This is a genomic window from Streptomyces sp. NPDC094034 (genome assembly GCF_040303865.1).
Lineage (GTDB): Bacteria > Actinomycetota > Actinomycetes > Streptomycetales > Streptomycetaceae > Streptomyces.
In genome coordinates this window covers 100,491-125,251 of sequence record NZ_JBEOUD010000015.1, presented here as the reverse complement: position 1 = coordinate 125,251, position 24,761 = coordinate 100,491, and the positions used below count along the sequence as shown (strand labels likewise).

Here is a 24,761-nt window from a genome sequence, read left to right as displayed (position 1 = left end):
TGACACCGCCCGACATGACACCGCCTGGCATGGCACCGCCGGGCGTGATCGACGCGCACCACCACATCTGGGATCTGTCCGTACGCGACCAGGCTTGGATCACCGGACCCGCCATGGCTCCCCTCCGCCGGAACTTCACCCTCGCGGATCTGGCCGCCGAGACCCGGACCGCGCAGGTGTCCGCCACCGTCCTGGTCCAGACCGTCGAGGTCCCCGAGGAGACCCCGGAATTCCTTGCCGCCGCCGACGGCAGCGACCTCGTCGCGGGGGTCGTCGGGTGGACCGATCTCACCGCGCCCGGGGTGGCGGACACTCTCGCCGCACTGCGCGAGCTGCCCGGCGGCGACCGGCTGGTCGGGATACGCCATCAGGTGCAGGGAGAGCCGGACCCGGAGTGGCTGCTGCGCCCGGACGTACGGCGCGGGCTGGCCGCCGTCGCCGCCGCCGGGCTGGTCTACGACCTGGTGATCCTGGCACATCAGCTGCCCGCCGCCGTGCGGGCCGCCGAACTGCTGCCCGGACTCACCTTCGTCCTCGACCATCTCGGCAAGCCGCCCATCGCCGCGGGCACGACAGAGCCGTGGGCGGGGCTGGTCGGAGAGCTGGCAGCGCGGCCGAACACCGTCTGCAAGCTCTCCGGGATGGTCACCGAGGCCGCCTGGGACTCCTGGACGGCCGAGGGGCTGCGTCCGTACGCCGATACCGTCCTCGGCGCCTTCGGGCCCGAACGGCTGATGTTCGGCTCCGACTGGCCGGTGTGCCGGCTGGCCGCCACATACGAAGAGGTACTCGACGCGGCCCGCACCGTGACCGACGGACTGAGTGAGGACGAGCGCGACGCGGTCTTCCGGGAGACCGCGCGGCGCGTCTACGCCCTGTGAACCGGGTCCGTGCCGTCCTCGGCCGGCTCCGGGAAGGCATGGCGTACCGGGCCGGGGAAGGGCTCCATGCCCAGCAGGGCGGTGACCGAGTGGGTGGCCAGCGTGTGCCAGGTGCGCGGATGGCGCAGCATCGCGTGATCACCGCCGGGCAGCAGTACGGCACAGGCCTCGGCGCCCGCCGCACGGGCGCGGGTGGCCAGCTCGACGCTGCCGCGCGGATCCGTGACCCGGTCACGGTCGCCGTGCAGCAGCACGGTCCGGCAGCCCGCCAGCTGCTCCACGGGCTCACCGGGCGGGCACCAGGGCGCGAGCCCCACCACGCCACTGACCAGGTCGTGCCCGGCGACGGCCAGGGCCGCCCGGCCTCCCATCGAGTGCCCCACGAGGACGACGGGGACAGGACCGACCAGCGGCTCCAGCTCGTCGAGCGCCCGGCGGGTGTCGCGCGCCGCGTCGGCCCGGCTGCCGTTCCAGCCCCGGCAGCGATAGCGCACCCGGCCCACCACCACGTCGTATCCTTCGGTGGCCCGTAGCACCGCACGGGTGAACGGCCACATCCGGGCGCCCGGCAGACTCAGCCGGGCCGGCGGCTCCACGCCCGCCTCGCGCCCGCCGTGCAGCAGCAGGACGACGGCGCGGGGCCGCGCGGCGGTTCTGTCGAGAACGAGCGCGGGCTGGACCGCGCCTCGGCGATCGCGTACGGGCATGGGCCTTCCTTCCGACGGCGGGAGCCCGGTGGCAGTCCTGGGCACCTTTGGCGGGGCTCTTCCATGAACGATCCGGCGAACGGATTCGTCGCCGCGGCGCTCGTGGATTGTCCGGCCGGCCCGCCGGGCGTTCGCACGGCCCCTGCGGCACCCTGGATCCATGCCGGAAGTACCCGAAGTCGAAGCGCTGCGAGAGTTCCTCGACGGCCAGCTGGTGGGCAAGGAGATCGTCCGTGTGCTGCCCCTGACCATCAATGTGCTCAAAACATACGATCCGCCTCTCTCCGCACTGGAGGGCGCCACGGTCACCGCCATCGCCCGCCACGGCAAGTATCTGGACATCGTCGCGCGTGATGCCCAGGACGGCGAACTGCATCTCGCCCTCCACCTCGCCCGCGCGGGCTGGCTGCGCTGGAAGGACTCGTTCCCGCAGACGCCCCCTCGGCCGGGCAAGGGGCCGCTCGCGCTGCGCGTCGTCCTCAGTGAGGGCGACGGTTTCGATCTGACCGAGGCGGGCACGACCAAACGCCTCGCCGTGCATCTCGTACGTGATCCCGCCGACGTCCCCGGGATCGCGCGGCTCGGCCCCGATCCCCTCGACGACTCCTTCGACCGCGCGGCGTTCGCCCGGCTGCTCGCGGGTGAGAACCGGCAGATCAAGGGCGCGCTGCGCGATCAGCGTCTGATCGCGGGCATCGGCAACGCCTACAGCGACGAGATTCTGCACGCGGCGAAGATGTCGCCGTTCAAGCCGGTGAAGAACCTTTCCGAGGACGAGATCAGCACCCTCTACGAGGCGCTGCGCGGCACACTGCGCGAGGCCGTCGACCGCTCGCGCGGAGTGGCGGCGGGACGGCTCAAGGCGGAGAAGAAGAGCGGTCTGCGGGTGCACGGCCGTACCGGTGAATCCTGTCCCGTCTGCGGCGACACCATCCGCCAGGTCTCCTTCAGCGACTCCTCGCTCCAGTACTGCCCGACCTGCCAGACGGGCGGCAAGCCGCTCGCCGACCGCAGACTGTCACGACTCCTCAAGTGAGCGGCCCCTGAGCGGCCACGAAGCGGCCTCCCGAGCGTCCGCCGATCCGGGGCGCCCCGCACGTTCAGCGACCGGCCCACCGTCATCGCCCGCCGATCGTCAGCACCCCCCGGCCGTCCGCGTCCCGCACCTCGAAGTGGTCGATCTCGTCGGGCCGCAGCGCCGCACCGCCCCGGATGACCAGCGGCACGGAGCCGCCCGCGCGCGCCGCCCAGGACGTGACGGTCTCCTTCGACCCGTCCCGGCCCACCGCGATCAGGGCGCAGGAGCCGACGTCACCGGACCGGACCAGTTCGAGACCGATATCGGCCCCCCATGCCTTCTCCGCCGCCGTCACCACCGCCGTCGTACCCGTCGACCGGTCCGACGCGGTCCACCGGGCCACCGCTGCGCCGCGATCCGTCGAAGGAGCCGGAGGAGCCGGGGGAGACACGGCGAGGACGGCGAGCGGACCCCCCACCGCGAGCACCGCCGCCGCGGCCACCAGCGCGAGCCGCCGGCCGCGGCCCCGGCGCCGCACCGCGGCGGTACGGCCGAGCAGCCCGGCCAGCAGCTCAGGACTCGCGGCCGTGAACGGCGCCAATCCGACGGGGGTACGCCGCGCGTAGGCGTCCAACTGCTCCTTCACACCGCCGAATTCGGCCAGCAGATCCGAACAGCGCGGACAGTCCGTCAGATGGTCCTCGAACCGGAAGGCGTCCGGGGCGTCGAGCACGCCCAGTGCGTAGGCGCCGGCATCACGATGGAGGTCCAAGGTCCGCATGCCGTCTGTTACGCAACGGAACACGGAATGACTCAAGCCGGGGGAGTCCTTGTGGGCGGGCCACCGCCTACACTCCGGCGTCATGCTGCGTGTACTGGCTGTGGACGACGAAGAACCGGCCCTTGAGGAGTTGCTGTACCTGCTGAGGGCCGACCCGCGGATCCGCGGCGCGGAGGGCGCCACCAGCGCGACGGAGGCGCTGCGGCGCATCGGCGCGGCGCTCGACACCGGTCCCGACGACCCCGCCGCCATCGACGTGGTCTTCCTCGACATCCATATGGCCGGGCTGACCGGCCTCGATGTCGCCAGGCTGCTGGCCGGCTTCGCCGAACCACCGCTGATCGTCTTCGTCACCGCCCATGAGGACTTCGCCGTCCAGGCCTTCGATCTGAAGGCCGTCGACTATGTCCTCAAGCCGGTCCGCAGGGAGCGGCTGGCCGAGGCGGTACGCCGGGTCGCCGAACTGGTGGGGGAGCGGGCGCCGGTCCCCGCCCCCGCCGCCGATCAGATAGCCGTCGAACTCGGGGGAGTGACACGCTTCGTCGCCGTCGACGACATCGCCTACGCCGAGGCCCAGGGCGACTACGCACGGCTGCACACCGACACGGGCAGCCATCTGGTCCGTATCCCGCTGACCACGCTGGAGGAGCGCTGGCGGGCCCGCGGCTTCGTGCGGATCCACCGCCGCCATCTCGTGGCCCTGGCCCGGATCGATGAGCTACGGCTCGACGCGGGCGCGATGAGTGTCCGCGTCGGCGATGCCGAGCTGGCGGTCAGCCGACGGCACGCCCGCGCGCTGCGGGATCTGCTGATGCGGCAGGGCGGGCGCTGACCAGGGACTTCCCCCGGGAACACCGGGCTGCGTACACTCCGGGCCCGAGCACTGCGCCGGGCCCCCGACTCGGCCGGGGCGCGAGGGCGCGGAGCCAGAGTGACAGGGGGACGGACATGACCGGGGAGCCCGGGTCGCGGCAGCCGGCGCCCCGGCGCGAGGTGGTCACCGGTGAGCCCCGTCGCGTACGTCCCCTGCCGCGCTACCGCGCCCAGGCCGAGATCGAGGAGCAGACCGCGCTCGGCGACGCCTATGTCCGCTCCCTGATGCGCGGTCAACTACGCGCCGGACTCACCGCGTTCGCGCTCCTCGCGCTGGTCGCGGGCACACTGCCGCTCGCCTTCGCCACCCTGCGCGACGCGACGGCGGTCTGGGTGGTGCTCGGCTTCGCCGCGTATCCGCTGCTCACCCTGCTCGCCTGGTGGTACGTACGGCGCGCGGAGCGCAACGAGCGCGATTTCGCCCGGCTCGTGAAGGGCCGGCCCGTTCCGTGAGCCAGAGTTATACGGTGACCGCCGTCACCGTCGTCGTGCTCGCGACCGTCCTCGTCGGCGGCTTCGGGCTGCGGATATCCCGTACCACCTCCGACTTCTATGTCGCCTCCCGCACGGTACGGCCCGCGCTCAACGCGGCGGCCATCAGCGGCGAATACCTCTCCGCCGCCTCCTTCCTCGGCGTCGCGGGACTGGTGCTGCTGCACGGCCCCGACATGCTCTGGTACCCGGTCGGCTATACCGCCGGCTATCTCGTGCTGCTGCTCTTCGTCGCCGCCCCGCTGCGCCGCTCCGGCGCCTATACCCTGCCGGACTTCGCCGAGGGCCGGCTCGAATCGCGCGCCGTGCGCCGACTGGTGAGTGTTTTCGTGGTGGGCGCGGGCTGGCTCTATCTCGTACCTCAACTCCAGGGCGCGGGGCTGACGTTGAAGATCCTCACCGGCGCACCCGACTGGTTCGGCGGGGTGCTGGTCGCCGTGGTCGTGGTGGTGGCGGTCGCGGCGGGCGGGATGCGCAGCATCACCTTCGTCCAGGCGTTCCAGTACTGGCTCAAGCTCACCGCGCTGCTCGTGCCCGCGCTCTTCCTGCTGCTGGCCTGGCAGGGCGACGGCCGGCCGGGCGCCGATCTCGATCTGACGGAGGCCGTCGTCGGCCGCGCGGACCATCCGCTGTACGCGACCTATGGTCTGATCGTGGCGACCTTTCTCGGCACGATGGGGCTGCCCCATGTCGTCGTCCGCTTCTACACCAGCCCCAACGGCCGGGCCGCCCGCCGGACCACCGTGATCGTCCTGGCGCTGGTCGGCGCGTTCTATCTGCTGCCGCCCGTCTATGGCGCGCTGGGACGGTTGTATGTCCCGGAACTCCCGTACGGTACGGACGCCGACGCCGCCGTGCTGCTGCTGCCGGAGCGGGCGATCGGCGGGCTCGGCGGGGATCTGCTCGGCGCGCTGGTCGCGGGCGGCGCCTTCGCCGCGTTTCTCTCCACCGCGTCCGGGCTGACCATGGCCGTCGCGGGGGTCCTCACCCAGGATGTCCTTCCCTCGCGGGGCGTACGCCACTTCCGGCTGGCCACCCCGCTCGCCATGGCCGTACCGCTCGGCGGGTCACTGCTCGTCAGCGGGATGCCGGTGGCGGACTCGGTGGGGATGGCTTTCGCGGTCTCCGCCTCGTCGTTCTGTCCGCTGCTGGTGCTCGGCATCTGGTGGCGGCGGCTCACCCCGCCCGGTGCGATCGCGGGACTCCTGCTCGGCGGCGGTCTGGCGTTCGCCGCCACGGTGATCACGGTGAGCGGGACCGTACGGTCGGGCTGGCCGCACGCGCTGCTCGCCTGGCCCGCCGTCTGGTCGGTGCCCGTCGGTTTCCTCGCGATGATCCTGGTGTCCCTGGCCACGCGCGGCCGGATACCCCCGGGCACCAACGCGGTGATGACACGCTTCCATCTGCCGGAGGCCCTGATGCCCGGCAGCCGTGACGGCGGCGCGAGCTCAAGCGCCGGAACGCCGGGTGGCGGAACCGGCGACAGCACCACGTCCGGAGGCGCCGGATGAGCGGAGCCGCACTCGCCGTCCTGATCGTGCTCGGTCCGCTGCTCCTCGCGGGCGGCTTCGTGCTCGGCCGGCGCACCGCGCGTCCCGAGCGGACCAGCGATGTCGGCACGCCCGTGGAGCGCGCCACCTTCGAGACCCTGCACACGGCCTCGCTCGCCGCGCCCCCGCTACGGGCCGGTCTCACCGAGGAGAGCGCCCGCAAAGCGGCCCGCCGACTGCGCTCCCTGCTCGGCACCGACGCGCTCTGCCTCACCGACCGCGAGCGGGTCCTCGCCTGGGACGGGTCGGGCGAGCACCACGGCAAGCAGGTGATGGCCCAGGCCGAGGCGGTGCTCACGAGCGGACGCGGCACCGCCTTCGCGAGCGGCTGCGGCGATCTCGACTGCCCGCTGCGCTGGGGCGTGGCCGTGCCGCTGACCGTCGACCACCGGGTCCTCGGCACCCTGGTCGCCTACGCCCCGCGCGAGTCGGCGGTGCTCGCCAGGGCGGCGGGCGAGGTGGCCCGCTGGGTCTCCGTACAGCTGGAACTGGCCGAGCTGGACCGCTCCCGCACCCGGCTGATCGAGGCCGAGATCAAGGCGCTGCGGGCCCAGATCTCCCCGCACTTCATCTTCAACTCCCTCGCCGCCATCGCCTCGTTCGTCCGTACGGACCCGGGACGGGCCAGGGAACTGCTGCTGGAATTCGCCGACTTCACCCGCTACTCGTTCCGCAGCCATGGCGACTTCACCACCCTCGCCGATGAACTGCACTCCATCGACCAGTATCTGGCGCTCGTACGGGCCAGGTTCGGCGAGCGGCTCTCCGTCACGCTCCAGGTCGCTCCGGAGGTCCTGCCGGTGGCGATGCCGTTCCTCTGCCTTCAGCCGCTGGTCGAGAACGCCGTCAAGCACGGCCTCGAAGGGGCGGTCACCACCAGCCGGATCACCATCAGCGCGCTCGACGCGGGCGCCGAGGCCGAGGTGGTGATCGAGGACGACGGTGTGGGCATGGAGCCGGACCGGCTGCGTCGGATCCTGCGTGGCGAGGGCGGCGCGTCCACCGGGATCGGACTGCTCAATGTGGACGAACGGCTGCGCCAGGTCTACGGGGACGAGTACGGACTGGTCATCGAGACGGGCGTGGGTGCGGGTACGAAGATCACGGTACGGATCCCCAAGTACCGCGCGGGTGTGCACGGCACCTGAGCGCCGCCCGCGTGCGCCACCGGCCGCGACAGCGGATCGGAACAGCGGATCGGAACAGTCGGTCAGAACAGGTGGATCGCCAGATGGCCCAGCGGCAGCCCGAGCTGCCAGGCCGGGGTCCAGACCTGTGGCCCCTCCGCCTCGTCGGCCGGGAACGGATCGCCGTACGCCGGGCTCACGGCATCGAGATCCGGGGCCAGCAGCTCCGTCTCCTCCAGCCACCGCCATGCCGCGCCCGCCAGCTCCAGATCCGGATCCCGGGTCTCCTGGCCAGACTCGAACGCGGCCGCCTCCAGCCGGTCGAGCCGCGCGCAGACCCATTCCCGCCAGCAGGTCCCGTACGCCGTGAGCGAGCGCCACTCCTCCATCCTGGCCACCACGCGCGGACCGCCCACCGAACTGTCGGAGAGGAAGATCGTCAGGGCCAGCGCGCCCCGCCCCGCCCGGTATTCGAGCGTTGTCGGCGGCATCAGATCACCGGTGCGCAACAGCTCGTCAGCGATGTACTCCGCGTACATCCAAGCCATGGGCACCAGGAGGCCTCCACCACCCGCCCCTTCGGTACATTCCGGACGCATCGCTTTTCCGCCTTCCTTTCCTCCCCCGAAGCCTGCTTCACGGAGCATTGAACCGGCGGTGGCCGCCCCGCGTGGCCAGAAAGGCAGGATCGGTCGGCGGACAGGAGAGGATTGTGACGGGTGTGGCCGACGGTGACACGTCCGGCGATGGAGCGGACGATTCCGGCCCGCATGTGCGGTCGCTCCTGGGCGCCTATGTGCTCGCGGCGCTCGCGCCCGAGGAGGACCGGCGCGTCGCGGACCATCTGGTGGTGTGCGGCCCGTGCGGTGCGGCCTATCTGGAGGTGGCCGACGCGCCGTCGTTGCTGGCGCTCCTGGACGAGGACGACCTGCGGTGGCCGGACGCGCTGTAGCCGGGCAGTGAACGGGCCAGTGCGCGCAGCGCGTAGTACGAGCGGGACTTGACCGTGCCGGGCGGAATCCCGAGCACGCGCGCCGCCTCGTTCACGCTCAGGCCCCGGAAGTAGATCTGGGTCAGCACCTCGCGGTGCTCACGGCTCAGCGTCCGCACCGCTTCGCGTACGTCGAGCACCGCGACGGTGGATTCGGTGCGGTCCTCGGGGTCGGGCGTGGCGGCGAGAATCCCGTCGCTGACCTCCGTGGGCCGCGCCAGCCGGGATCTGCGGGCGTCGATGGCCAGCCGTCGGCCCACGGTGAACAGCCAGGGCCGCATGGAGTCGAAGGGTCCGTCGAATGCCTCGGGATGCTGCCAGGCGCGGACCAGTGTCTCCTGGAGCAGATCTTCGGCGCGCTGCCGGTCGCCATAGGTCAGGCCGAGCAGAAAGTTCAGCAGGGCCGGCCCGTGGTCGCGCTGAAGCTCCGTCAGTGCCCGCTCGTCGGTCCTCTCCTCGGCCATGGCTCTGGTCATCGTGAACGCCCTTCCCGCCGGGGTCGCCGTCGTACGCGGCTCCGTTGCCGCCTGGCGTATCCGAACGCATGCCGGCGCCGAGGGACAGACAGCGCACCGAGGTCTGCGACGAGCGGTCGCTCACTGCGGCGAGTGGTGCGGTGAACGGTCGGGCGGTGGCGTTCGGGCCCTTTCATGAGCACTGTCGGCTTCGTCACTTGACATCTAATTATATGAACATATGGATTCTTTGGGACGGTATCCCCCGGAAATGGAGCCTGCCCGATGACGAAGCGCATGCGACAGGGAGCGGTGGCCGCTGCGGCGCTGCTCATCGGAACGGCGGCGGCCTGCGCCGCTCCCGAACGGCCCGCAGACCAGGTCCCGCACGGCTCGCCGCAGGCGGGGTCCGCGGCGCCCTCCGCCGCCGGCGGCGCCGCGGCGGGGCAGCGTGGATTCACGCTCGTCGCCTCGGGCGACGTGCTGCCGCACGACTCCGTCATCGACCGGGCGAACGCCGACGCGGACGGCGAGGGCTATGACTTCGGGCCGATGCTCGACAGTGTGAAGCCGGTGGTATCCGGCGCCGATGTGGCGATCTGCCACATGGAGACCGTGTTCGGCGAGAAGGACGGCTCGTACAGCGGCTATCCGGCCTTCGTGTCCCCGCCCGAGATCCCCGCGGGTCTGCGGGCCACCGGCTACGACTCGTGCTCCACGGCCTCGAACCACAGCCTGGACGACGGAGCCGACGGGGTACGCCGTACCCTCGACGCGTTCGACAAGGCGGGCGTCCGGCACGCCGGTACGGCACGCTCGGCGGCCGAGGCCGCGCGCCCCGCCCTGCTGACGGCGGGCGGCGCCAAGGTGGCCCAACTGGCCTACACCTTCGGCACCAACGACTACGACCTTCCCGAAGGACAGCCCTGGGCCGTTCGGCTCATCGACGAGCGGAAGATCATCGCGGATGCCCGTGCCGCGCGCAAGGCGGGCGCGGATGTCGTCGTGATCAGCCTGCACTGGGGCACCGAGTGGCAGACGGAGCCCGACGAGGAGCAGCTGAGCCTGGGCAAGAAGCTCACCGCGTCGCGCACGAACGGCCGTCCCGACATCGATCTGATCCTCGGCACCCACGCGCATGTCCCGCAGCCGTACGAGAAGGTCAACGGCACCTGGATCATCTATGGGATGGGCGACCAGATCGCCGGGACGATGACCAACGACGACGGCGAGCTGGACGGGCGCGGCAACCATGGCTCGATCGGCCGGTTCACCTTCGCGCCGCCCGCCGCGCCGGGGCAGCGCTGGCCGGTGAAGAAGGCCGAGTTCATCCCGCAGATGTGGGACCTCGACACCGGACGCGTGGTGAATCTCCCGGCGGCCGTACGGAGCGATGCCGAGCGCGACGACTACCGCGAGATCCAGTCGGAGATCAGCGAGGCGGTCCTGAGCCGTGGCGCGGGGGCGGACGGCCTCACCGCGGGCCGCTGAGCCGGACGCGGGGAGGGCGCCGGGAGCGCGCCCGCGGGGACGCGGGTCGGGCGACGGGCGGGGGCGCCGTACCCGGCCTGATCTCCGGCCTCGGGCCTACGGGACGACCGTCACCGGCCAGCGGCCCGCCTTCACCAGCCGTACCGCCACCGAACCGATGATCCGGTGCCCCGCCGACTCCGAGGCGCCCACCACCACGGCGTCCGCCTTCAGCTCGTCGGCCGCGGTGACCAGTCCGCTGTACGGATCCCCGTGGAAGGTGTGGAACTCCCAGCGGACGTCCCAGACGTCCCGGACCCGCTCTATGGCCACCCGGATCTCCTCCACCAGACCCTCGGCGATCTCCCCGGTCGTCTCCGCGACCGGGGCGCCGAGGGCGGCGCCGGCCGGCATGACGGGCTGCACGTAGACGATGGCGAGCAGGGCGTTCTGCCGCCTGGCGAGTCCGCCGGCGTACGCGGCGGCGCGGAACGAGGACTGCGAACCGTCCACGCCGACGACGATCACCTTCGGGCCGTCGGTACCACGTTCGAATTGAGTGGGCTGCTGAGTCACGGCACGCAGGGTATCCGCTCCCGGCGAACGGGCCGGCGGCGGTCTCCCCGGCGCGCTGAGCACACGGTCCGACCCCCCCCCGCGGCTGCGGTGCCCCCGGCCATTCGTGAGAGACTGCTCCCCGCACCGGAGTACCGGCGCCGCGTTCTCTTCATGGCTCACCCCATCGGGTACTTTCCCCCGAATAACCGGTGTTGGTGAGCGGCACGGAGCATCCGCCGTGCGAGCCATTGGTCATGAAAAAGGATCAGATGATTCCGGGGCGCCGTGCGGTCCTGCGGATCGCCGCCTGCCTCGGCGCCGCGCTCACCACCCGGCTGCTCACCGCCGGGCAGGCCCAGACACCCGGCAGCCCCGTGCCGCCGCTCCCGTCCGGGGGAGGACAGCCGGTCGGCGGCGCGGGTGCCCCTCTCAAACCCTCCACTTACCGGCTCCAGCCGATGACGGAGGGCGCACAGTCCGGCTACCGCAGACCGACGCCGCCGGTCCGCAAGGTACCGATCCTGGAGATGCCCGAACTGGGCCGCACGATGGTCCTCACCTTTGACGACGGGCCCCACCCCGACTACACCCCCGGCATCCTGCGCACACTGCGCCAATACGACGTACGCGCGATGTTCTTCGTCTGCGGCGAGATGGCCGACACCAACCGTGATCTGCTGCGGGAGGCCGACGACGACGGCCACATCATCTGCAACCACACTTGGTCGCATCCTCTGATGACCACGCTCAGACCGTCGCAGATCCGCGCGGAGATGGGACGTACGAGCGACGTGGTCGAGGACATCCTCGGCACCCCGCCCCTCTGGTACCGCGCGCCCTACGGCGCCTGGAACCGGTACGCCTTCGAGATCGGGTCCGAGATGGGCATGGAACCGCTCGCCTGGACCGTCGACTCACTCGACTGGGAGATGCCCGGCACCGACAGCATCGTCCGCAGAGTGCTGGACGGTGCCGGGCCGGGGGTCGTCGTCCTCAACCACGACGCGGGCGGCGACCGCTCGCAGAGTGTGGCGGCGCTGCGCCGCTATCTGCCCCGATTGCTGGACGACGGGTACCGCATCGCCGTGCCCCACCGATGAGACCGGCCCCCGGCCGCCCCCCCGGCTGGTCAGTAGGTCCTGACCAGCCGGGCGAAGACGACGACATTGCCGTCGTACCCGTTCCTCTTCGAGTAGCCGCCACCGCAGGTGATCACCCGTAGCTCGGGATGGCCGGAGTCGCCGTACACCCGGGCCGCCGGGAAGTCGTTCTTCGAATAGACCTCCACCCCGTAGATCTCGAACACCGCCGTCCTGCCGTCGAAGCGCTCCACCTCGATGTGCGCGCCCTTCTCCAGCGAGCCGAGACCGAAGAAGACGGCGGGCCCGGACCTGTTGTCGACATGGCCGACGACCACCGCGGTGCCCCGCTGGCCGGGTGCGATGCCGTTCTGGTACCAGCCCGCCAGATTCGGGTCACGCGGCGGCGGGGCGGCGATCCAGCCGTCCGGGTCCAGCCCCACATCCACGACCGGCGCGTCGACCTTGAGCATCGGGATGCGTACCCGGGACATCGGCGCGTACGGCAGCGGCCTCACGATCGGCGCGGAGTCGGGGGCGGTGGCGGCGTCCGCCGCCGGATCGGGCACGCTGTCGAGCGCGGCGGCCGCCGCGGGCTGCGGCGGTCCCAGCGGTACGTCCACCCCGTTGCGCATCATCGCGATGCCGGTGAGCATGACGAGAGCCAGAACGCCCCAGGGCGAGCGCTTCCTCGACTCGCGGGCGCTGTGATTCGGGCCCATAGTTCTCCCTTCGTGGACGTCTGCACGCACGGTAAGTGCGTCGCCCCGTGGCGGCGATCACTGAAAGGCGAACGGGTGGCGGGTCCAGTGGGGCTGACCCATCCGAGTAACCGGCGCCTAAAATCTCTGACGGTCTGTGACCTGCGGATCCATCAGACGGATGTCCTCCTGGCGGCGTGTCGGCTCACCGAGGTGGACCAGCGCCGAAATGCGCTGTCCCCAAAGCCCGGTGAGGGTTCGTCATGGAGGGCGTACTCGTCGAATTTCCCGGAGCACCGCTTTGGGGCGCCTTCCGCTGGAGGTTCAACGATGCGTGCTTCACGCGCTCTGGCGGTGACCGCCACCGCCTGCGCGGCCGTGGTGCTCTCCGCGCCGCTGGCCGTCGCGACCAACGGTCCGACCAATGTCACCATCAATCCGTTCGAGGTCCACCAGGGCAGCACGATCGAGATCAGCGCCCGGGGCTGCGGCCACGGAGGCACCGTCACCTCGAACGCCTTCCGGCGGGTCGATCTGTCCGTGAACGCGTCGGGGCACTCCACGGCCAGGGCCCGGATTCATGACGACGCGACGCCGGGCAACTACAACCTGGCCGTCAGATGCTCGGACAACGACCGGGTCGCCACACACCAGTTCCGGGTGCTGGAGGGGCGGGGCGCGCTGGGCGGGCTCGGCGGCTCCATCGGTCCCAGTTCCACGGAGATGGCGGTCGGCGGCGGGCTCGTCGCCACGGCGGCCGTCGGCGGCTCGCTCTTCCTCGCACGCCGCCGCCGGCCGGCCGGTGTGGGGATCTGACCGGGTGCCCTTCTCCCGGCAGCCTCCACCGGGGGTCCGCGAGGCCCCGAACGCCCGTCGCCCCGAGTCCTGACCGAGGACTCGGGGCGGGGGCCTTTTCCTGTGAGTTCCTATGGAGAGGACGCCCGGGGCGTCCGGTGTACGGGCGGTCGGTGACCGGCCGCCGGTGATCAGTGCTGACGGCTTGCCGCGCGCCGGCGTACGACATAGATCGTGCCGGTGGCCGCCGCGACCACCAGCGCCGCACCGGCGACGATCTCGGTGGCGTTGATATCGCCCATGCTGCCGCCGAGACCTCCTCGCACGCCCGCGGGTACGACCGTGGCGTCCGTCGTACGGGTGACGGTCGCGGCCGGTGTCGGGTTCCGCGTGGCGCCCGAGATCCGGAGACTGGTCGTCCCCGACTGGCCGTTACAGGTGAAGGTCACCTGATACGTGGCGCCGGCCTTGGCGTCCCAGTCGACCGTGGCGGTGGCCGACTTGCCCGAGGGGATATTGACCGTGTCGAAGACCCCGGAGGAGGCGGTGGCGGTCGTACCGCAGTTGGTGACGGAGAGAGTCACCCTGCCCCCCGCCGCGACCGTGGAGGGCGTGACGGTGTACCGGAACGGCGCGTCTCCGCCGTTGACGGCGGCCGTCGAGGTGGGAGCGGTCAGTACGAATGCGGACACCGCCATCAGAGCGGCGGACGCGGCACGTATCGCGCGCATGATGAATCCTCCGGGTCCCCGAGGAGCAGCTGCGGAACCGTTTCCACATAAGGCAGGGAATGCACCTCGATGCCGGAAACGCTAGGAGCGCCTTATCACAGCCGCGATCGCTGACGGGCGAATGGGGCACGGGTGTCCCCCGGGCGGCGGACGTCCGACCCCACTCGGAATCCGGTCCTCGCTCAGGATCCGATCCGCGGAAACAGATCGAGGAAGGGGGCCGCGGTCGCGCTGATCCCGCGGCCGTAAGGAGCGTCGAAGTCCCAGATGAGGAAGAGCAGGAAGGAGATCAGCACACTGAACAGCCCCGCCAGCAGCAGTTCCCGGAAGGTACGGCGGATCTGCAGGACGAAGATCAGCCCCACCGTGACCACGGCGCCGATGATGAGACCGAACCAGACGACCCCCGGCATGGTGGCGCCCGCGTTCTGTCCCCGCGAGCCCCGGGCGTCGTCGGCGGCGGCCACTTGGTCGACCAACGGCTGGTAGGCCTGTCCCTCCAGATCGGTTCGGGGCGCGTACTGGCTGACATCCGTGCGGATCCGGTCGAAGAGCTGGGTGCCCTTCGCGCTGAGAGCCTCGTGCTCGGACATGTGCGGCCATTCGGTGCGGACGACATAGGTGACATAGGCGTCGACGTCGGCGCGGATCCGGTCGCGTACCTCCGCGGGGTAGACCTGGACCCGCTGCTGGATCTCGTGCAGCGCCTGGGCCTCCTGGCGCACGGTCTCCTGCGCCGCGCTGCGGCCCTCCCAGACACCGGCGATCGCGAGACCCAGCACGATCGCGTAGATCACGCCGATCATCATCGTCATGTAATCCATGACGTCGGGGGTCTTCGAGGTGTCGTCGTCCTCGCGGACGCGGCGGCTGTTGATGACGACGATGGTCAGGACGACCGCGCAGGCGGCGGCCATCGCGATGCTCAGAACGAGCCATTCCGACATGAGATCTCCGTGTGTCAGCGGGAGCGGGGACGCAGGACGGCTACGGCGAGCACGGCCGGGGCCGTGATCAGGAGCATCAGCAGCACGGGAGAAGGGCCGCTCCTCGGCCGATCACGGGTCGCCTTCCGATAGACGGGCAGTGCCACCGAGGACGGCGTGGGAGCCGCTGACGGGGCGGGTGAAGGCCGCGTGGGACTCGGGGCCGGTGGCTTGGGCGCGGGCGGCGGCGCGGGCGGCGGTGTGGGCCGGGGCTGCCTGAGGGGCGTCCGGGCGACCGGCGGGGGTGGTGCCGGTGCGACGCTGGGGGCCGGCGGCGGCGCGGGCGGTGACGGCCGGGGAGAAGGGGGCGGCGGTGCCGGAGGTGTCGGTGGCGGGGGAGGGGTGGGCTTGGGTGGCCGCGGCGGTTTCGGGGGTTTTGGTGGTTTCGATGGCTTGGGTGGTTTCGATGGCTTGGGTGGCTTGGTCGGCTTGGGTGGCTTGGGTGGCTTGCAGGGCTTGGGGGGTTTCGATGGCTTCGGTGGTGGCTCGGGCGGCGGGGGAGGGGTCGGTGTGGGGGTCGGCCGGCAGTGGCCGCTGCCCGCTACGGCGACGGCTCCTCCCGGGCCGCCGGGACCACCCGATCCGAGGGACGCGTGGGCACAGCCGCCGGCCAGAGCGGGCAGCGGGAGTGCCGACAGGGATATGAGTGCGGCGGCCGCGAGCAGCCGTCCGACGAGTGATCCATACACGGCCAGGAGTTTGTTCCCCATCCGGCCCCGGCACGCGGGAAGTTGCTCGAATTCCCCCGAATAGGGGGATGTGGCGTCGATGACTTGCGCTACGGAAGTTTTTTCTCTCCGCGTTGAACGCGAGGCCGTCCCCGGCGCGTACTTAGGACCATGAGCAGCGCAACCAGGCGCCTCAACTGGCCTACAGATAACGGGAGTTGACATGAAAACCTGGCGGAACGCCTCGCTCGCGGTGACCGCGGTGGCCGTACTGGCCCTGACGACGGCGTGCGGTCAGGACCAAGGGACGAACACCAACGGCCAGTCCGTCGGCGCCGCCAAGCCGGCCGACGCCGGATACGGCTCCGGCAGCGGATACGGCTCGGAGGGCGGCTATGGGTCGGATACGGGCGCGACGGGCGCCGCGGCGGCCAAGCCGGCCGGTCAACTCGCCGTGTGGGACAGCAAGAAGCTCGGCGAGGTGCTCACCGACAGCGAGGGGTTCACGCTCTACCGCTTCGACAAGGACACGGCGAGCCCGCCCAAGTCGAACTGCGAGGGCGACTGCGTGAAGGCCTGGCCGGTGGTGGCCGCAGGTGATGCCAAGGCCGCGGCGGGCACCGACCCCACACTGCTCGGCGAGATCACCCGCGCCGACGGCACCAAGCAGCTCACCGTCGCCGGCTGGCCGATGTACCGGTACGCCAAGGACACCAGTCCCGGCGACGCCAACGGCCAGGGCGTGGGCGGCACGTGGTTCGCCTCGGCGCCCGACGGCAAGAAGGCCGCGGTGGCCGGTGCCGGCTCCGACGCGACCCCCGCCGATCTTCCCGGGCTTTCGGTACGCAAGGACCCCAAACTCGGTGACATTGTGGTGGATTCGAAGGGAATGACGGTCTATCGGTTCACGAAGGACTCCGCCTGGCCGATGAAGTCGGCCTGCGTCGGGGCCTGTCTGGAGAAGTGGCCGGTCGTCGCTCCCGTCGAGAAGAATGACACCGAGGGGATCATCAAGAAGGGCTTCGTGACCTTCGACAGGCCCGACGGAATCAAGCAGCAGAGCATCGACTGCTGGCCGATCTACACCTTCGCGGGCGACACAAAGCCCGGAGATACCAATGGTCAGGGCGTTGGTGGCAGCTGGTTCGCGGTTTCCCCGGATTCCAAGCTGGTCGGCGCGCCCAAGTAGTCCCCACTCCGACATCAGAGGCCCATCGGTCCGCCGCCGCACCGTTCGGTGCGGCGGCGGACCGGTCGCACGTGCCAGCGGCGTGTGACCAAGAACGGATCGCTAATTTCCGTTTGGGCTCGCTCTCTTGGCGGGCGATCAGTAGCCTCGGCTCGAACAACCGGCCGTGTACCTTGGCCGCATCCCGTGGCGACTTGTTGGAGACATCGATGGAGCGTCCCGCCTGGGCACCGCAGGGCATCGACATATCGATGCCGAGCGTTTCCCGCATTTACGACTACTATCTGGGCGGTTCGCACAATTTCGAGGTGGACAGGGAAGCGGCCCGCAAGGCAATGGGGTTCATGCCGGGGCTTCCGACGATCATGAAGACGAACCGCGCGTTCATGCGTCGCGCGGTGAAATTCGCGGTGGACGAGGGCATCACACAGTTCCTCGACATCGGATCCGGCATTCCGACCTACGGAAATGTCCATGAGGTCGCCCAGGCCGGCAACCCCGACGCCCGGGTGCTCTATGTCGATCACGATCCGGTCGCCGTCGCCCACAGCCAGGCCGTTCTCGACGGCGACGACAACGCTGCCATCGTGAGCGCCGATCTCCGCGAGCCCGGCCAGATCCTCAAGAGCCCCGAGCTGCGCGGGCTGTTGGATCTGGAGCGGCCCGTGGCGCTGCTGCTCGTCTTCGTCCTGCACTTCCTGGAGGACACGGACGACCCGTACGGCGCGGTGGCCGAACTGCGCGACGCGCTCGCGCCCGGCAGTCTGCTCGTCCTCACCCATGCCTCCTACGACGGTGTGCCGCTCCCGCAGGAGCGGACGGGCGCCGCGGTCGCCGTCTACAAGGACATCCGTAACCCCCTGGTCATGCGGACACGCGAGCAGACGGCCCGGTTCTTCGACGGCTTCGAGATGGTCGAGCCCGGTCTGGTGTCGATGCCGCACTGGCGGCCCGAGGGCCCCGCCGACCAGGAGGACCCGTACGCCTTCTCGGGGTTCGGCGGAGTGGGACGCAAAGCGTGACGATGCCTCCGCAGTCGACAGCAGCCGAGAGTGAACCGGACGGCTTGGAAGACAGACTCAGACGCTTCGCGACGATCTGGAGCCGCGCGGTCTTCCCGGCGACGGCCACGTCTGTGACGCGCCCCGAATTCGAGACGCATCTGCTGCCGCTGGCCCGGGAGTTGCGGGAGGCGCTGCACGCGCACCCCTTCGACACCGCGCCCGCCACAAGCGTCGGGGCCGCCCTGGTGGCGGCGCACTGCACCGACCCCGAGGCCCTCGGCCGTACGCTCGGCGTCATCGACTCCTATCTGGTGCTGTACTGCGGTACGCAGGAGCTGACCGCGGAGGACAACCGCGCCCGCTGCGCCCGTCTCCAGCACTCCCTCGCCGTCGGCTTCGCCCAGGCGCTGCGCGAGCGCACCCTGAGCGAGCAGGAGGCCATCGCGCGCTCGGCGCTCGCCGCGCGCAATGACGCCCAGGACGCGCTGCACGCCACACAGGCACGCTTCCACGCGGTGTTCGAGGGCGCGGCCATCGGCATCGGCATCGCCGATCTCGAAGGCAATGTGCTGGAGGTCAATGACACCCTCACCCAGATGTTCGGCGGACTCGAACACCATGTCCGCAGCCGCAATGTGAGCGAGTGGGTCCACCCCGAGGACGCGCCCCATGTCTGGCGCCTCTACGACGAGTTGGTGCGCGGCGAGCGCGAGCACTTCCGGGTCGAGAAGCCGTTCTACCGCAATGACGGCACGGTGCTCTGGACCAATCTGACCCTCTCGCTGCTCCGGGACGCCGAGGGGGCTCCGCAGTACCAGCTGGCGCTGATGGAGGACACCACCGAGCGGCGGCTGCTCAATCTGCGGCTGCGGTACGAGGCCACGCACGACGCGCTGACCGGACTGCCCAACCGGACGCTGTTCTTCGAGCGTCTGGAGAAGACGCTCCTGGCGGGCGGCGGCGCGCGCTTCGGCCTCTGCTATCTCGATCTCGACGGCTTCAAGGCGATCAACGACAGCCTGGGCCACTCGTCGGGCGACCGGCTGCTGGTCGAGGTCGCGGACCGGCTCCAGAGCTGTGTCACCGCGCCGGGCGAGATGGTGGCCAGGCTGGGCGGCGACGAGTTCGTGGCGCTGACCACCGGGCCCGACACCCAGCAGGGCGTGGCCGATCTCGCCTCCCGGATCCTCCATGTACTGGCCACTCCGATCCGGCTCGACGGACGGGAGTTCACGGTCCGGGGCAGTATCGGCATCGTCGAGGGGCCCTCCGCCGGGCGGAGCCCCGCGGAGGTGCTGCGCAGCGCGGACATCACCATGTACCGGGCCAAGGCCGCGGGCGGCAACCGTTACGAGGTGGCCGACCCGGAGGCCGACGCCCGCGCCATCACCCGGCATGGACTGACGACGGCGCTGCCCGCGGCCCTGGAGCGCGGTGAGTTCTTCATCGAGTACCAGCCGCTGGTGCATCTGGACGACGGGACGGTGCACGGCGCGGAGGCGCTGGTGCGCTGGTCCCACCCGCAGCACGGCGTGCTGGGACCCGACCGGTTCATCCCGCTCGCCGAGCACACCGGGCTGATCGTCCCGCTCGGCCGCTGGGTGCTCGAACAGTCCGTACGGCAGGCCATGTTCTGGCAGCGCCAGCTGCCCGAGGGCGCGCTCGGCGGACCGCTGCGGATCAATGTGAATCTCTCGCCGACCCAGCTGCACCACCCCGGGCTCGTCGCCGACACGGTGGAGGTGCTTGAGCGGATCGGCCTCCCGCCGGGCGCACTGTGCCTGGAGGTCACCGAGTCCGCGCTGATCGGCGCGGACGAGGATCTGCTCAAGCCGCTGCGCCAGCTCGCCGAGATGGGCGTGGACATCGCGCTCGACGACTTCGGCACCGGCTACTCGAACCTGGCCAATCTGCGCAGGCTGCCGGTGAGCGTCCTGAAACTGGACCGTTCCTTCACCCAGGGCATGCAGCAGCATCCGGCGGACCCGGTCGATCTGAAGATCGTCGAGGGGATCGTCGCGCTCGCGCACAGCCTGGAGCTGGCCGTGACGGTGGAGGGCGTGGAGACCGGGGCGCAGGCGGAGCATTTGCGCCGGCTGGGCTGCGACACCGCCCAGGGCTGGTACTACGCCAGACCGGGGCCGCCCGAGCAGCTGCACACGCTCGCGCTCGCGGACGCCGTCTGAGGTGGACGCCGTCCAGAGGCGTCTGTCCGTCTAGGTCCTGTCCGACGCGCTCCCGCCGGTCCTCCCGCCCGCGGTCCTGGTTCCGTTCGGGGCCGCGGTCCTGGTGGAGAGCAGCACCCTCTGCAGTTCCCTGGCGGCGCGCGGCGGGGCGACATCGCTGCGGTGGGCGAGGGCGATCGTACGGCGCAGCCCGGGCCTGGCCAGGGCGGTGACCCTCAGATCGCGCGTCCGCGCCGCCACCATGCTCGGTACGACCGCCACGCCCAGACCGGCCCGTACGAAACCGAGGACAGCGTCCATCTCACCGCCCTCCACGGTGAACGACGGCTCGAACCCCTCGGCCCGGCAGGCGGCCACGGTCAGCTCGCGCAGGTCGTAGCCGTGCCGGAACATCACCAGCGGTTCGCCCTCCAGATCGGCGATCCTGACCGGCCGCCGCGGGGCCGGGGCGGTGGCCGACGACACCACGACCAGATCCTCGTGCAGCAGCTCGACCGTGGTCAGCGCGGGCGACGCGGCCGGCAGGGGCATCACCACCAGGGCGAGGTCCAGCGCGCCGCGCGCCAGCTCCCGTACGAGATCGTGCGAGCCGCTCTCCTCGATCAGCAGCTCGATACCCGGGTGCAGATCGTGGAAGGCCCGCAGGACGTCGGGGAGCAGCCCGGTGCACAGGCTCGGCGGTGCCCCCAGCCTGACCCGGCCGCGCCGCAGCTGGACCAGTTCCTGTACCTCCACCCGCGCGGTCTCGGCGTCGGCGAGGATGCGCCGGGCGAGCGGCAGCAGCGCCTCGCCCGCGTCGGTGAGGGCGACATTGCCGCGGGCGCGGCTGAACAGCTCGGCCCCCAGCTCCTTCTCCAGCGCCCTGATCTGCTGGGAGAGGGACGGCTGTGAGACATGGACGCGTTCCGCGGCACGGGTGAAGTGCCGGGTCTCGGCGACGGCCACGAAGTAGAGAAGCTGCTGGAACTGCATAAGGGCCAGGGTCGCACGATAGGCAGAGGCTATGGAGTTCAGCCGGACCATGTCTTGGACCTCTGGGCGCCCCGGGGCCTAGCGTGCTGTCCATGGCGCTGGCAACGCGGGGGACGGACCAACGGCCGTCCATGACCCGCACCCTCTGGGGATCGACGATCGGAAAAAAGACGGTCATGGCCGTGAGCGGCCTGATCATGCTCGGCTATCTGGTCGCGCACATGCTCGGCAATCTCAAGATCTTCTTCGGACCGCCGGAGTTCAACGGCTACGCGCACTGGCTGCGGACCATAGGCGAACCGATTCTGCACTACGAGTGGGCGCTCTGGATCCTCCGCGTCGTCCTCGTCGTGGCCGTCGTCCTGCACGCGGTCTGCGCCTACCAGCTCAGCCGCCGTGACCTCGCCGCCCGCCCGAGCAAGTACGTACACAAGCGGGCCCGCGCCGGCTACGCCACCCGCACCATGCGCTGGGGCGGGATCATCCTCGCCCTGTTCATCGTCTGGCACATCCTCGATCTGACCACCGGCACGCTTCACCCCGGCGGCTTCCAGGCCGGCCACCCCTATCAGAACGTCGTGGGCACCTTCTCCACCTGGTACGGGAACGTCTTCTACATCGCCGCGGTGCTCGCCCTCGGACTCCATGTCCGGCACGGCTTCTGGAGCGCCGCACAGACCCTCGGCGCGGGCAACGCCACCCGCGAACGTGCCCTCAAGGGCACGGCCAATCTGCTGGCGCTGGCGCTGACCGCGGGATTCGTCGCCGTGCCCGTCGCCGTGATGACCGGAGTGGTGAGCTGACATGAACGAACCCACCAACTACGCCGATTACACCGTCGGTGAGCCGATCGCGGACACCAAGGCGCCGGACGGACCCGTCGCCGAGCGCTGGAACCGGCGCCGCTTCGAGGCGAAGCTCGTCAACCCCGCCAACCGGCGCAAGCACACCGTGATCGTCGTCGGCACGGGCCTCGCGGGCGGCGCCGCCGGAGCCACCCTCGCCGAACAGGGCTACCACGTCGTCCAGTTCTGCTACCAGGACTCACCCCGCCGCGCCCACTCCATCGCCGCGCAGGGCGGCATCAACGCCGCCAAGAACTACCGCAACGACGGCGACTCCATCCAGCGGCTCTTCTACGACACCGTCAAGGGCGGCGACTTCCGGGCCCGCGAGTCCAATGTCCACCGGCTCGCCGAGGTCTCCGTCGAGATCATCGACCAGTGTGTCGCCCAGGGCGTGCCCTTCGCCCGGGAGTACGGCGGGCTCCTCGACACCCGCTCCTTCGGCGGCGTCCAGGTCTCCCGTACGTTCTACGCCCGCGGCCAGACGGGCCAGCAACTGCTGCTCGGCGCCTACCAGGCACTGTCCCGGCAGATCGCGGCGGGCGCCGTCGAGATGCACCCGCGCACCGAGATGCTCGATCTGCTCGTGATCGACGGACGGGCCAGGGGCATCGTCGCCCGCGATCTGATCACCGGCGCGATCTCCTCCTACTTCGCGGACGCCGTCGTCCTCGCCTCCGGTGGCTACGGCAATGTCTTCTATCTCTCCACCAACGCCAAGAACAGCAACGCCACCGCTGTCTGGCGGGCGCACCGGCGCGGCGCCTACTTCGCCAACCCGTGCTTCACCCAGATCCACCCCACCTGCATTCCGCGCTCGGGCGACCACCAGTCCAAGCTGACGCTGATGAGTGAGTCGCTGCGCAACGACGGCCGCATCTGGGTGCCGAAGGCGCGTGGTGACCAGCGGCCCCCGGCCGAGATCCCCGAGGACGAGCGCGACTACTACCTGGAGCGGATCTACCCGTCCTTCGGCAATCTCGTCCCGCGCGACATCGCCTCACGGGCCGCGAAGAACGTCTGTGACCAAGGGCGCGGGGTCGGCCCCGGCGGACAGGGCGTCTATCTGGACTTCGCCGACGCCATCGCCCGGCTCGGCCGCAAGGCGGTCGAGGAGAAGTACGGCAACCTCTTCGAGATGTACGAGCGGATCACCGCCGAGAACCCGTACGAGGTACCCATGCGGATCTATCCGGCGATCCACTACACGATGGGCGGGCTCTGGGTCGACTACGACCTCCAGACCACCGTGCCGGGGCTGTTCGCGATCGGCGAGGCCAACTTCTCCGACCATGGCGCCAACCGGCTCGGCGCTTCCGCGCTCATGCAGGGCCTGGCCGACGGCTACTTCGTCCTCCCGTCCACCATCAACGACTATCTCGCCCGCAACCCGCACCACGACGAACTCGACGACTCGCACCCCGAGGTGGCCGAGGCGCTCGCCGACACCGAGGACCGGCTGCGGCTGCTGCTCGCCGTCGACGGCGACCGTACGCCCGACTCCTTCCACAAGGAGATCGGCGAACTCCTCTGGGAACACTGCGGTATGGCCCGCACCGAAGAGGGGCTGCGCAAGGTGCTCGACCGGATCCCCCAGATTCGCGAGGAGTTCTGGCGCCGGATCAAGGTGCCGGGCACCGGCGAGCAGCTCAACCAGTCGCTGGAGAAGGCCAATCGCATCGTCGACTATCTGGAACTGGCCGAGCTGATGTGCCTCGACGCCCTGCACCGCGCCGAGTCCTGCGGCGGCCACTTCCGCGAGGAGTCACAGACCGAGGGCGGTGAGGCAGCCCGCCGCGACGAGGAGTTCTCGTACGTGGCCGCCTGGGAATACCAGGGGTCCGGGGCTCGCCCGGGCGAGCACAGCACCGGCACCGGCACCGCGCCCGTCCTGCACAAGGAAGACCTCGTCTTCGAGTACGTCCACCCCACCCAGCGGAGCTACGCATGAGGCTCACCCTGCGCGTCTGGCGACAGCCGGACGCCGACGCCCCCGGCGCCATGGTCACCTATGGCATCGACGGCATCTCCGAGGACATGTCGTTCCTGGAGATGCTGGACACCCTCAACGAGGAGCTGATCCTCAAGGGCGACGAGCCGGTCGCCTTCGACCACGACTGCCGCGAGGGCATCTGCGGCGCGTGCGGGGTGGTCATCAACGGCGACGCCCACGGTCCCGAGCGCACCACCACGTGCCAGCTTCATATGCGGCATTTCAACGACGGCGACACCATCGATGTCGAGCCCTGGCGGGCCGGGGCCTTCCCGGTGGTCAAGGACCTGGTGGTGGACCGGTCCGCCTTCGACCGGATCATCGGGGCCGGCGGCTACATCACCGCCCCCACCGGCGCGGCGCCCGAGGCACACGCCACACCGGTCCCCAAACCCGACGCCGACCTCGCCTTCGAACACGCGGAGTGCATCGGCTGCGGCGCCTGCGTGGCGGCCTGCCCCAACGGCTCGGCGATGCTCTTCACCTCGGCCAAGATCAATCATCTCAATGTCCTGCCACAGGGCGCGCCGGAGCGTGAGACCCGGGTCCTCGACATGGTCGCGACCATGGACGAGGAGGGCTTCGGCGGCTGCACCCTCGCGGGTGAGTGTGCCACCGCCTGCCCGAAGGGCATCCCGCTGCCGTCCATCGCGGCGATGAACAAGGAGTGGCTGCGGGCCACCCGTAAGGTCGCACGCTCCTGACGCTT

Annotated in this window: 25 protein-coding genes; 16 read left to right on the top strand and 9 right to left on the bottom strand. The window is 70.6% G+C overall.

From position 1 onward, the window contains the following. The first annotated feature begins 14 nt into the window (after nt 1-14). Nucleotides 15-881, top strand: a complete 867-nt coding sequence (locus tag ABTZ59_RS16405) for an amidohydrolase family protein (RefSeq protein WP_351397107.1) — start codon at nt 15-17, stop codon at nt 879-881. Here ABTZ59_RS16405 and ABTZ59_RS16400 read toward each other — a convergent pair. After that, nucleotides 869-1,588 (bottom strand): alpha/beta hydrolase, encoded by a 720-nt coding sequence (locus ABTZ59_RS16400; protein WP_351396992.1) that lies wholly within the window; start codon nt 1,586-1,588, stop codon nt 869-871. The genes ABTZ59_RS16405 and ABTZ59_RS16400 overlap by 13 nt on opposite strands. A gap of 160 nt (nt 1,589-1,748) precedes the next feature. Between ABTZ59_RS16400 and ABTZ59_RS16395 the strand changes: the two genes are divergently transcribed. Further along, entirely contained in the window at nt 1,749-2,624 is an 876-nt protein-coding gene (locus ABTZ59_RS16395) for an Fpg/Nei family DNA glycosylase (protein ID WP_351396989.1), read from the top strand. A gap of 82 nt (nt 2,625-2,706) precedes the next feature. On the opposite strand, the gene ABTZ59_RS16390 is transcribed toward ABTZ59_RS16395, so the two are convergent. Then, nucleotides 2,707-3,387, bottom strand: coding sequence for a zf-HC2 domain-containing protein (locus ABTZ59_RS16390; protein ID WP_351396987.1), 681 nt, complete (start codon nt 3,385-3,387; stop codon nt 2,707-2,709). An 82-nt stretch (nt 3,388-3,469) separates the two neighbouring features. Here ABTZ59_RS16390 and ABTZ59_RS16385 point away from each other — a divergent pair, with 82 nt between their 5' ends. The 4 genes from ABTZ59_RS16385 to ABTZ59_RS16370 all read left to right on the top strand — a co-directional run bounded on the left by ABTZ59_RS16385 (nt 3,470) and on the right by ABTZ59_RS16370 (nt 7,450). Further along, nucleotides 3,470-4,219 (top strand): LytR/AlgR family response regulator transcription factor, encoded by a 750-nt coding sequence (locus tag ABTZ59_RS16385; RefSeq protein WP_351396984.1) that lies wholly within the window; start codon nt 3,470-3,472, stop codon nt 4,217-4,219. A 116-nt stretch (nt 4,220-4,335) separates the two neighbouring features. After that, nucleotides 4,336-4,713 carry a hypothetical protein gene (locus ABTZ59_RS16380; RefSeq protein WP_249950136.1) on the top strand — a complete coding sequence of 126 codons (378 nt, stop codon included), beginning with the start codon at nt 4,336-4,338 and terminating at the stop codon, nt 4,711-4,713. Beyond that, nucleotides 4,710-6,263, top strand: a complete 1,554-nt coding sequence (locus ABTZ59_RS16375; protein ID WP_351396981.1) for a sodium/solute symporter — start codon at nt 4,710-4,712, stop codon at nt 6,261-6,263. The genes ABTZ59_RS16380 and ABTZ59_RS16375 overlap by 4 nt, the downstream gene beginning before the upstream one ends. Then, nucleotides 6,260-7,450, top strand: a complete 1,191-nt coding sequence (locus ABTZ59_RS16370) for a histidine kinase (RefSeq protein ID WP_351396978.1) — start codon at nt 6,260-6,262, stop codon at nt 7,448-7,450. The genes ABTZ59_RS16375 and ABTZ59_RS16370 overlap by 4 nt, the downstream gene beginning before the upstream one ends. Before the next feature lie 62 nt (nt 7,451-7,512). Here the strand turns inward: ABTZ59_RS16370 and ABTZ59_RS16365 are convergent, their stop codons facing one another. After that, the gene (locus ABTZ59_RS16365; RefSeq protein WP_351396976.1) at nt 7,513-8,028 is read right to left on the bottom strand and encodes a hypothetical protein; all 516 of its coding nucleotides are present in this window, start codon (nt 8,026-8,028) and stop codon (nt 7,513-7,515) included. A gap of 113 nt (nt 8,029-8,141) precedes the next feature. Between ABTZ59_RS16365 and ABTZ59_RS16360 the strand changes: the two genes are divergently transcribed. After that, entirely contained in the window at nt 8,142-8,381 is a 240-nt protein-coding gene (locus ABTZ59_RS16360; protein ID WP_351396973.1) for a zf-HC2 domain-containing protein, read from the top strand. Here the strand turns inward: ABTZ59_RS16360 and ABTZ59_RS16355 are convergent. Beyond that, complete coding sequence (locus ABTZ59_RS16355; RefSeq protein ID WP_503002962.1) at nt 8,303-8,884, bottom strand: sigma-70 family RNA polymerase sigma factor; 582 nt, start codon at nt 8,882-8,884, stop codon at nt 8,303-8,305. The genes ABTZ59_RS16360 and ABTZ59_RS16355 overlap by 79 nt on opposite strands. Before the next feature lie 276 nt (nt 8,885-9,160). Between ABTZ59_RS16355 and ABTZ59_RS16350 the strand changes: the two genes are divergently transcribed. Then, on the top strand, nt 9,161-10,366 hold the full coding sequence (locus ABTZ59_RS16350; protein WP_351396967.1) for a CapA family protein: 1,206 nt from the start codon (nt 9,161-9,163) through the stop codon (nt 10,364-10,366). A gap of 96 nt (nt 10,367-10,462) precedes the next feature. Here the strand turns inward: ABTZ59_RS16350 and ABTZ59_RS16345 are convergent, their stop codons facing one another. After that, a complete protein-coding gene (locus ABTZ59_RS16345; RefSeq protein ID WP_030349349.1) occupies nt 10,463-10,921 on the bottom strand; it encodes a universal stress protein in 459 nt (152 codons plus the stop codon). Nucleotides 10,922-11,157: 236 nt separating this feature from the next. Between ABTZ59_RS16345 and ABTZ59_RS16340 the strand changes: the two genes are divergently transcribed. Beyond that, nucleotides 11,158-12,003 carry a polysaccharide deacetylase family protein gene (locus tag ABTZ59_RS16340; protein WP_351396962.1) on the top strand — a complete coding sequence of 282 codons (846 nt, stop codon included), beginning with the start codon at nt 11,158-11,160 and terminating at the stop codon, nt 12,001-12,003. A 29-nt stretch (nt 12,004-12,032) separates the two neighbouring features. Here ABTZ59_RS16340 and ABTZ59_RS16335 read toward each other — a convergent pair whose 3' ends face one another. Then, nucleotides 12,033-12,704, bottom strand: coding sequence for a class F sortase (locus ABTZ59_RS16335; RefSeq protein WP_351396959.1), 672 nt, complete (start codon nt 12,702-12,704; stop codon nt 12,033-12,035). A 309-nt stretch (nt 12,705-13,013) separates the two neighbouring features. Here ABTZ59_RS16335 and ABTZ59_RS16330 point away from each other — a divergent pair, with 309 nt between their 5' ends. Then, nucleotides 13,014-13,499: a hypothetical protein gene (locus tag ABTZ59_RS16330; protein WP_351396956.1), complete on the top strand. Its 486-nt coding sequence runs from the start codon at nt 13,014-13,016 to the stop codon at nt 13,497-13,499. A gap of 170 nt (nt 13,500-13,669) precedes the next feature. On the opposite strand, the gene ABTZ59_RS16325 is transcribed toward ABTZ59_RS16330, so the two are convergent. After that, nucleotides 13,670-14,209, bottom strand: a complete 540-nt coding sequence (locus tag ABTZ59_RS16325) for a hypothetical protein (protein ID WP_351396954.1) — start codon at nt 14,207-14,209, stop codon at nt 13,670-13,672. A gap of 182 nt (nt 14,210-14,391) precedes the next feature. Further along, complete coding sequence (locus ABTZ59_RS16320) at nt 14,392-15,156, bottom strand: bestrophin-like domain (RefSeq protein WP_351396951.1); 765 nt, start codon at nt 15,154-15,156, stop codon at nt 14,392-14,394. Between the two features lie 930 nt (nt 15,157-16,086). On the opposite strand from ABTZ59_RS16320, the gene ABTZ59_RS16315 reads away from it, so the two are divergent. The 3 genes from ABTZ59_RS16315 to ABTZ59_RS16305 all read left to right on the top strand — a co-directional run bounded on the left by ABTZ59_RS16315 (nt 16,087) and on the right by ABTZ59_RS16305 (nt 20,242). Next, complete coding sequence (locus ABTZ59_RS16315) at nt 16,087-17,052, top strand: SCO0930 family lipoprotein (protein WP_351396948.1); 966 nt, start codon at nt 16,087-16,089, stop codon at nt 17,050-17,052. 209 nt (nt 17,053-17,261) lie between these two features. Then, nucleotides 17,262-18,074 carry an SAM-dependent methyltransferase gene (locus ABTZ59_RS16310; protein WP_351396945.1) on the top strand — a complete coding sequence of 271 codons (813 nt, stop codon included), beginning with the start codon at nt 17,262-17,264 and terminating at the stop codon, nt 18,072-18,074. 2 nt (nt 18,075-18,076) lie between these two features. Further along, nucleotides 18,077-20,242, top strand: coding sequence for a putative bifunctional diguanylate cyclase/phosphodiesterase (locus ABTZ59_RS16305; RefSeq protein ID WP_503002960.1), 2,166 nt, complete (start codon nt 18,077-18,079; stop codon nt 20,240-20,242). Nucleotides 20,243-20,272: 30 nt separating this feature from the next. Here the strand turns inward: ABTZ59_RS16305 and ABTZ59_RS16300 are convergent, their stop codons facing one another. Further along, nucleotides 20,273-21,214 (bottom strand): LysR family transcriptional regulator, encoded by a 942-nt coding sequence (locus ABTZ59_RS16300; RefSeq protein ID WP_351396939.1) that lies wholly within the window; start codon nt 21,212-21,214, stop codon nt 20,273-20,275. Between the two features lie 92 nt (nt 21,215-21,306). Here ABTZ59_RS16300 and ABTZ59_RS16295 point away from each other — a divergent pair, with 92 nt between their 5' ends. Genes ABTZ59_RS16295 through ABTZ59_RS16285 form a run of 3 tightly spaced genes read left to right on the top strand, consistent with a single transcriptional unit; the run spans nt 21,307 to nt 24,756 of the window. Further along, nucleotides 21,307-22,017, top strand: coding sequence for a succinate dehydrogenase (locus ABTZ59_RS16295; protein ID WP_351396936.1), 711 nt, complete (start codon nt 21,307-21,309; stop codon nt 22,015-22,017). Between the two features lies 1 nt (nt 22,018). Beyond that, nucleotides 22,019-24,010 carry a fumarate reductase/succinate dehydrogenase flavoprotein subunit gene (locus tag ABTZ59_RS16290; protein WP_351396933.1) on the top strand — a complete coding sequence of 664 codons (1,992 nt, stop codon included), beginning with the start codon at nt 22,019-22,021 and terminating at the stop codon, nt 24,008-24,010. Next, on the top strand, nt 24,007-24,756 hold the full coding sequence (locus tag ABTZ59_RS16285) for a succinate dehydrogenase/fumarate reductase iron-sulfur subunit (RefSeq protein ID WP_351396930.1): 750 nt from the start codon (nt 24,007-24,009) through the stop codon (nt 24,754-24,756). Before ABTZ59_RS16290 ends, ABTZ59_RS16285 begins: the two co-directional genes overlap by 4 nt. Nucleotides 24,757-24,761 lie beyond the last annotated feature (5 nt).

What these genes read in the sequence shown, in the direction of transcription:
- ABTZ59_RS16310 (WP_351396945.1), top strand. Translation starts at nt 17,262, where the DNA reads ATGGAGCGTCCCGCCTGGGCACCGCAGGGCATCGACATATCGATGCCG.
- ABTZ59_RS16390 (WP_351396987.1), bottom strand. Translation starts at nt 3,387, where the DNA reads ATGCGGACCTTGGACCTCCATCGTGATGCCGGCGCCTACGCACTGGGC.
- ABTZ59_RS16385 (WP_351396984.1), top strand. Translation starts at nt 3,470, where the DNA reads ATGCTGCGTGTACTGGCTGTGGACGACGAAGAACCGGCCCTTGAGGAG.
- ABTZ59_RS16355 (WP_503002962.1), bottom strand. Translation starts at nt 8,884, where the DNA reads ATGGCCGAGGAGAGGACCGACGAGCGGGCACTGACGGAGCTTCAGCGC.
- ABTZ59_RS16300 (WP_351396939.1), bottom strand. Translation starts at nt 21,214, where the DNA reads ATGCAGTTCCAGCAGCTTCTCTACTTCGTGGCCGTCGCCGAGACCCGG.
- ABTZ59_RS16380 (WP_249950136.1), top strand. Translation starts at nt 4,336, where the DNA reads ATGACCGGGGAGCCCGGGTCGCGGCAGCCGGCGCCCCGGCGCGAGGTG.
- ABTZ59_RS16395 (WP_351396989.1), top strand. Translation starts at nt 1,749, where the DNA reads ATGCCGGAAGTACCCGAAGTCGAAGCGCTGCGAGAGTTCCTCGACGGC.
- ABTZ59_RS16350 (WP_351396967.1), top strand. Translation starts at nt 9,161, where the DNA reads ATGACGAAGCGCATGCGACAGGGAGCGGTGGCCGCTGCGGCGCTGCTC.
- ABTZ59_RS16370 (WP_351396978.1), top strand. Translation starts at nt 6,260, where the DNA reads ATGAGCGGAGCCGCACTCGCCGTCCTGATCGTGCTCGGTCCGCTGCTC.
- ABTZ59_RS16295 (WP_351396936.1), top strand. Translation starts at nt 21,307, where the DNA reads ATGGCGCTGGCAACGCGGGGGACGGACCAACGGCCGTCCATGACCCGC.
- ABTZ59_RS16405 (WP_351397107.1), top strand. Translation starts at nt 15, where the DNA reads ATGACACCGCCTGGCATGGCACCGCCGGGCGTGATCGACGCGCACCAC.
- ABTZ59_RS16335 (WP_351396959.1), bottom strand. Translation starts at nt 12,704, where the DNA reads ATGGGCCCGAATCACAGCGCCCGCGAGTCGAGGAAGCGCTCGCCCTGG.
- ABTZ59_RS16315 (WP_351396948.1), top strand. Translation starts at nt 16,087, where the DNA reads ATGAAAACCTGGCGGAACGCCTCGCTCGCGGTGACCGCGGTGGCCGTA.
- ABTZ59_RS16325 (WP_351396954.1), bottom strand. Translation starts at nt 14,209, where the DNA reads ATGCGCGCGATACGTGCCGCGTCCGCCGCTCTGATGGCGGTGTCCGCA.
- ABTZ59_RS16340 (WP_351396962.1), top strand. Translation starts at nt 11,158, where the DNA reads ATGAAAAAGGATCAGATGATTCCGGGGCGCCGTGCGGTCCTGCGGATC.
- ABTZ59_RS16320 (WP_351396951.1), bottom strand. Translation starts at nt 15,156, where the DNA reads ATGTCGGAATGGCTCGTTCTGAGCATCGCGATGGCCGCCGCCTGCGCG.
- ABTZ59_RS16400 (WP_351396992.1), bottom strand. Translation starts at nt 1,588, where the DNA reads ATGCCCGTACGCGATCGCCGAGGCGCGGTCCAGCCCGCGCTCGTTCTC.
- ABTZ59_RS16285 (WP_351396930.1), top strand. Translation starts at nt 24,007, where the DNA reads ATGAGGCTCACCCTGCGCGTCTGGCGACAGCCGGACGCCGACGCCCCC.
- ABTZ59_RS16365 (WP_351396976.1), bottom strand. Translation starts at nt 8,028, where the DNA reads ATGCGTCCGGAATGTACCGAAGGGGCGGGTGGTGGAGGCCTCCTGGTG.
- ABTZ59_RS16290 (WP_351396933.1), top strand. Translation starts at nt 22,019, where the DNA reads ATGAACGAACCCACCAACTACGCCGATTACACCGTCGGTGAGCCGATC.
- ABTZ59_RS16330 (WP_351396956.1), top strand. Translation starts at nt 13,014, where the DNA reads ATGCGTGCTTCACGCGCTCTGGCGGTGACCGCCACCGCCTGCGCGGCC.
- ABTZ59_RS16305 (WP_503002960.1), top strand. Translation starts at nt 18,077, where the DNA reads ATGCCTCCGCAGTCGACAGCAGCCGAGAGTGAACCGGACGGCTTGGAA.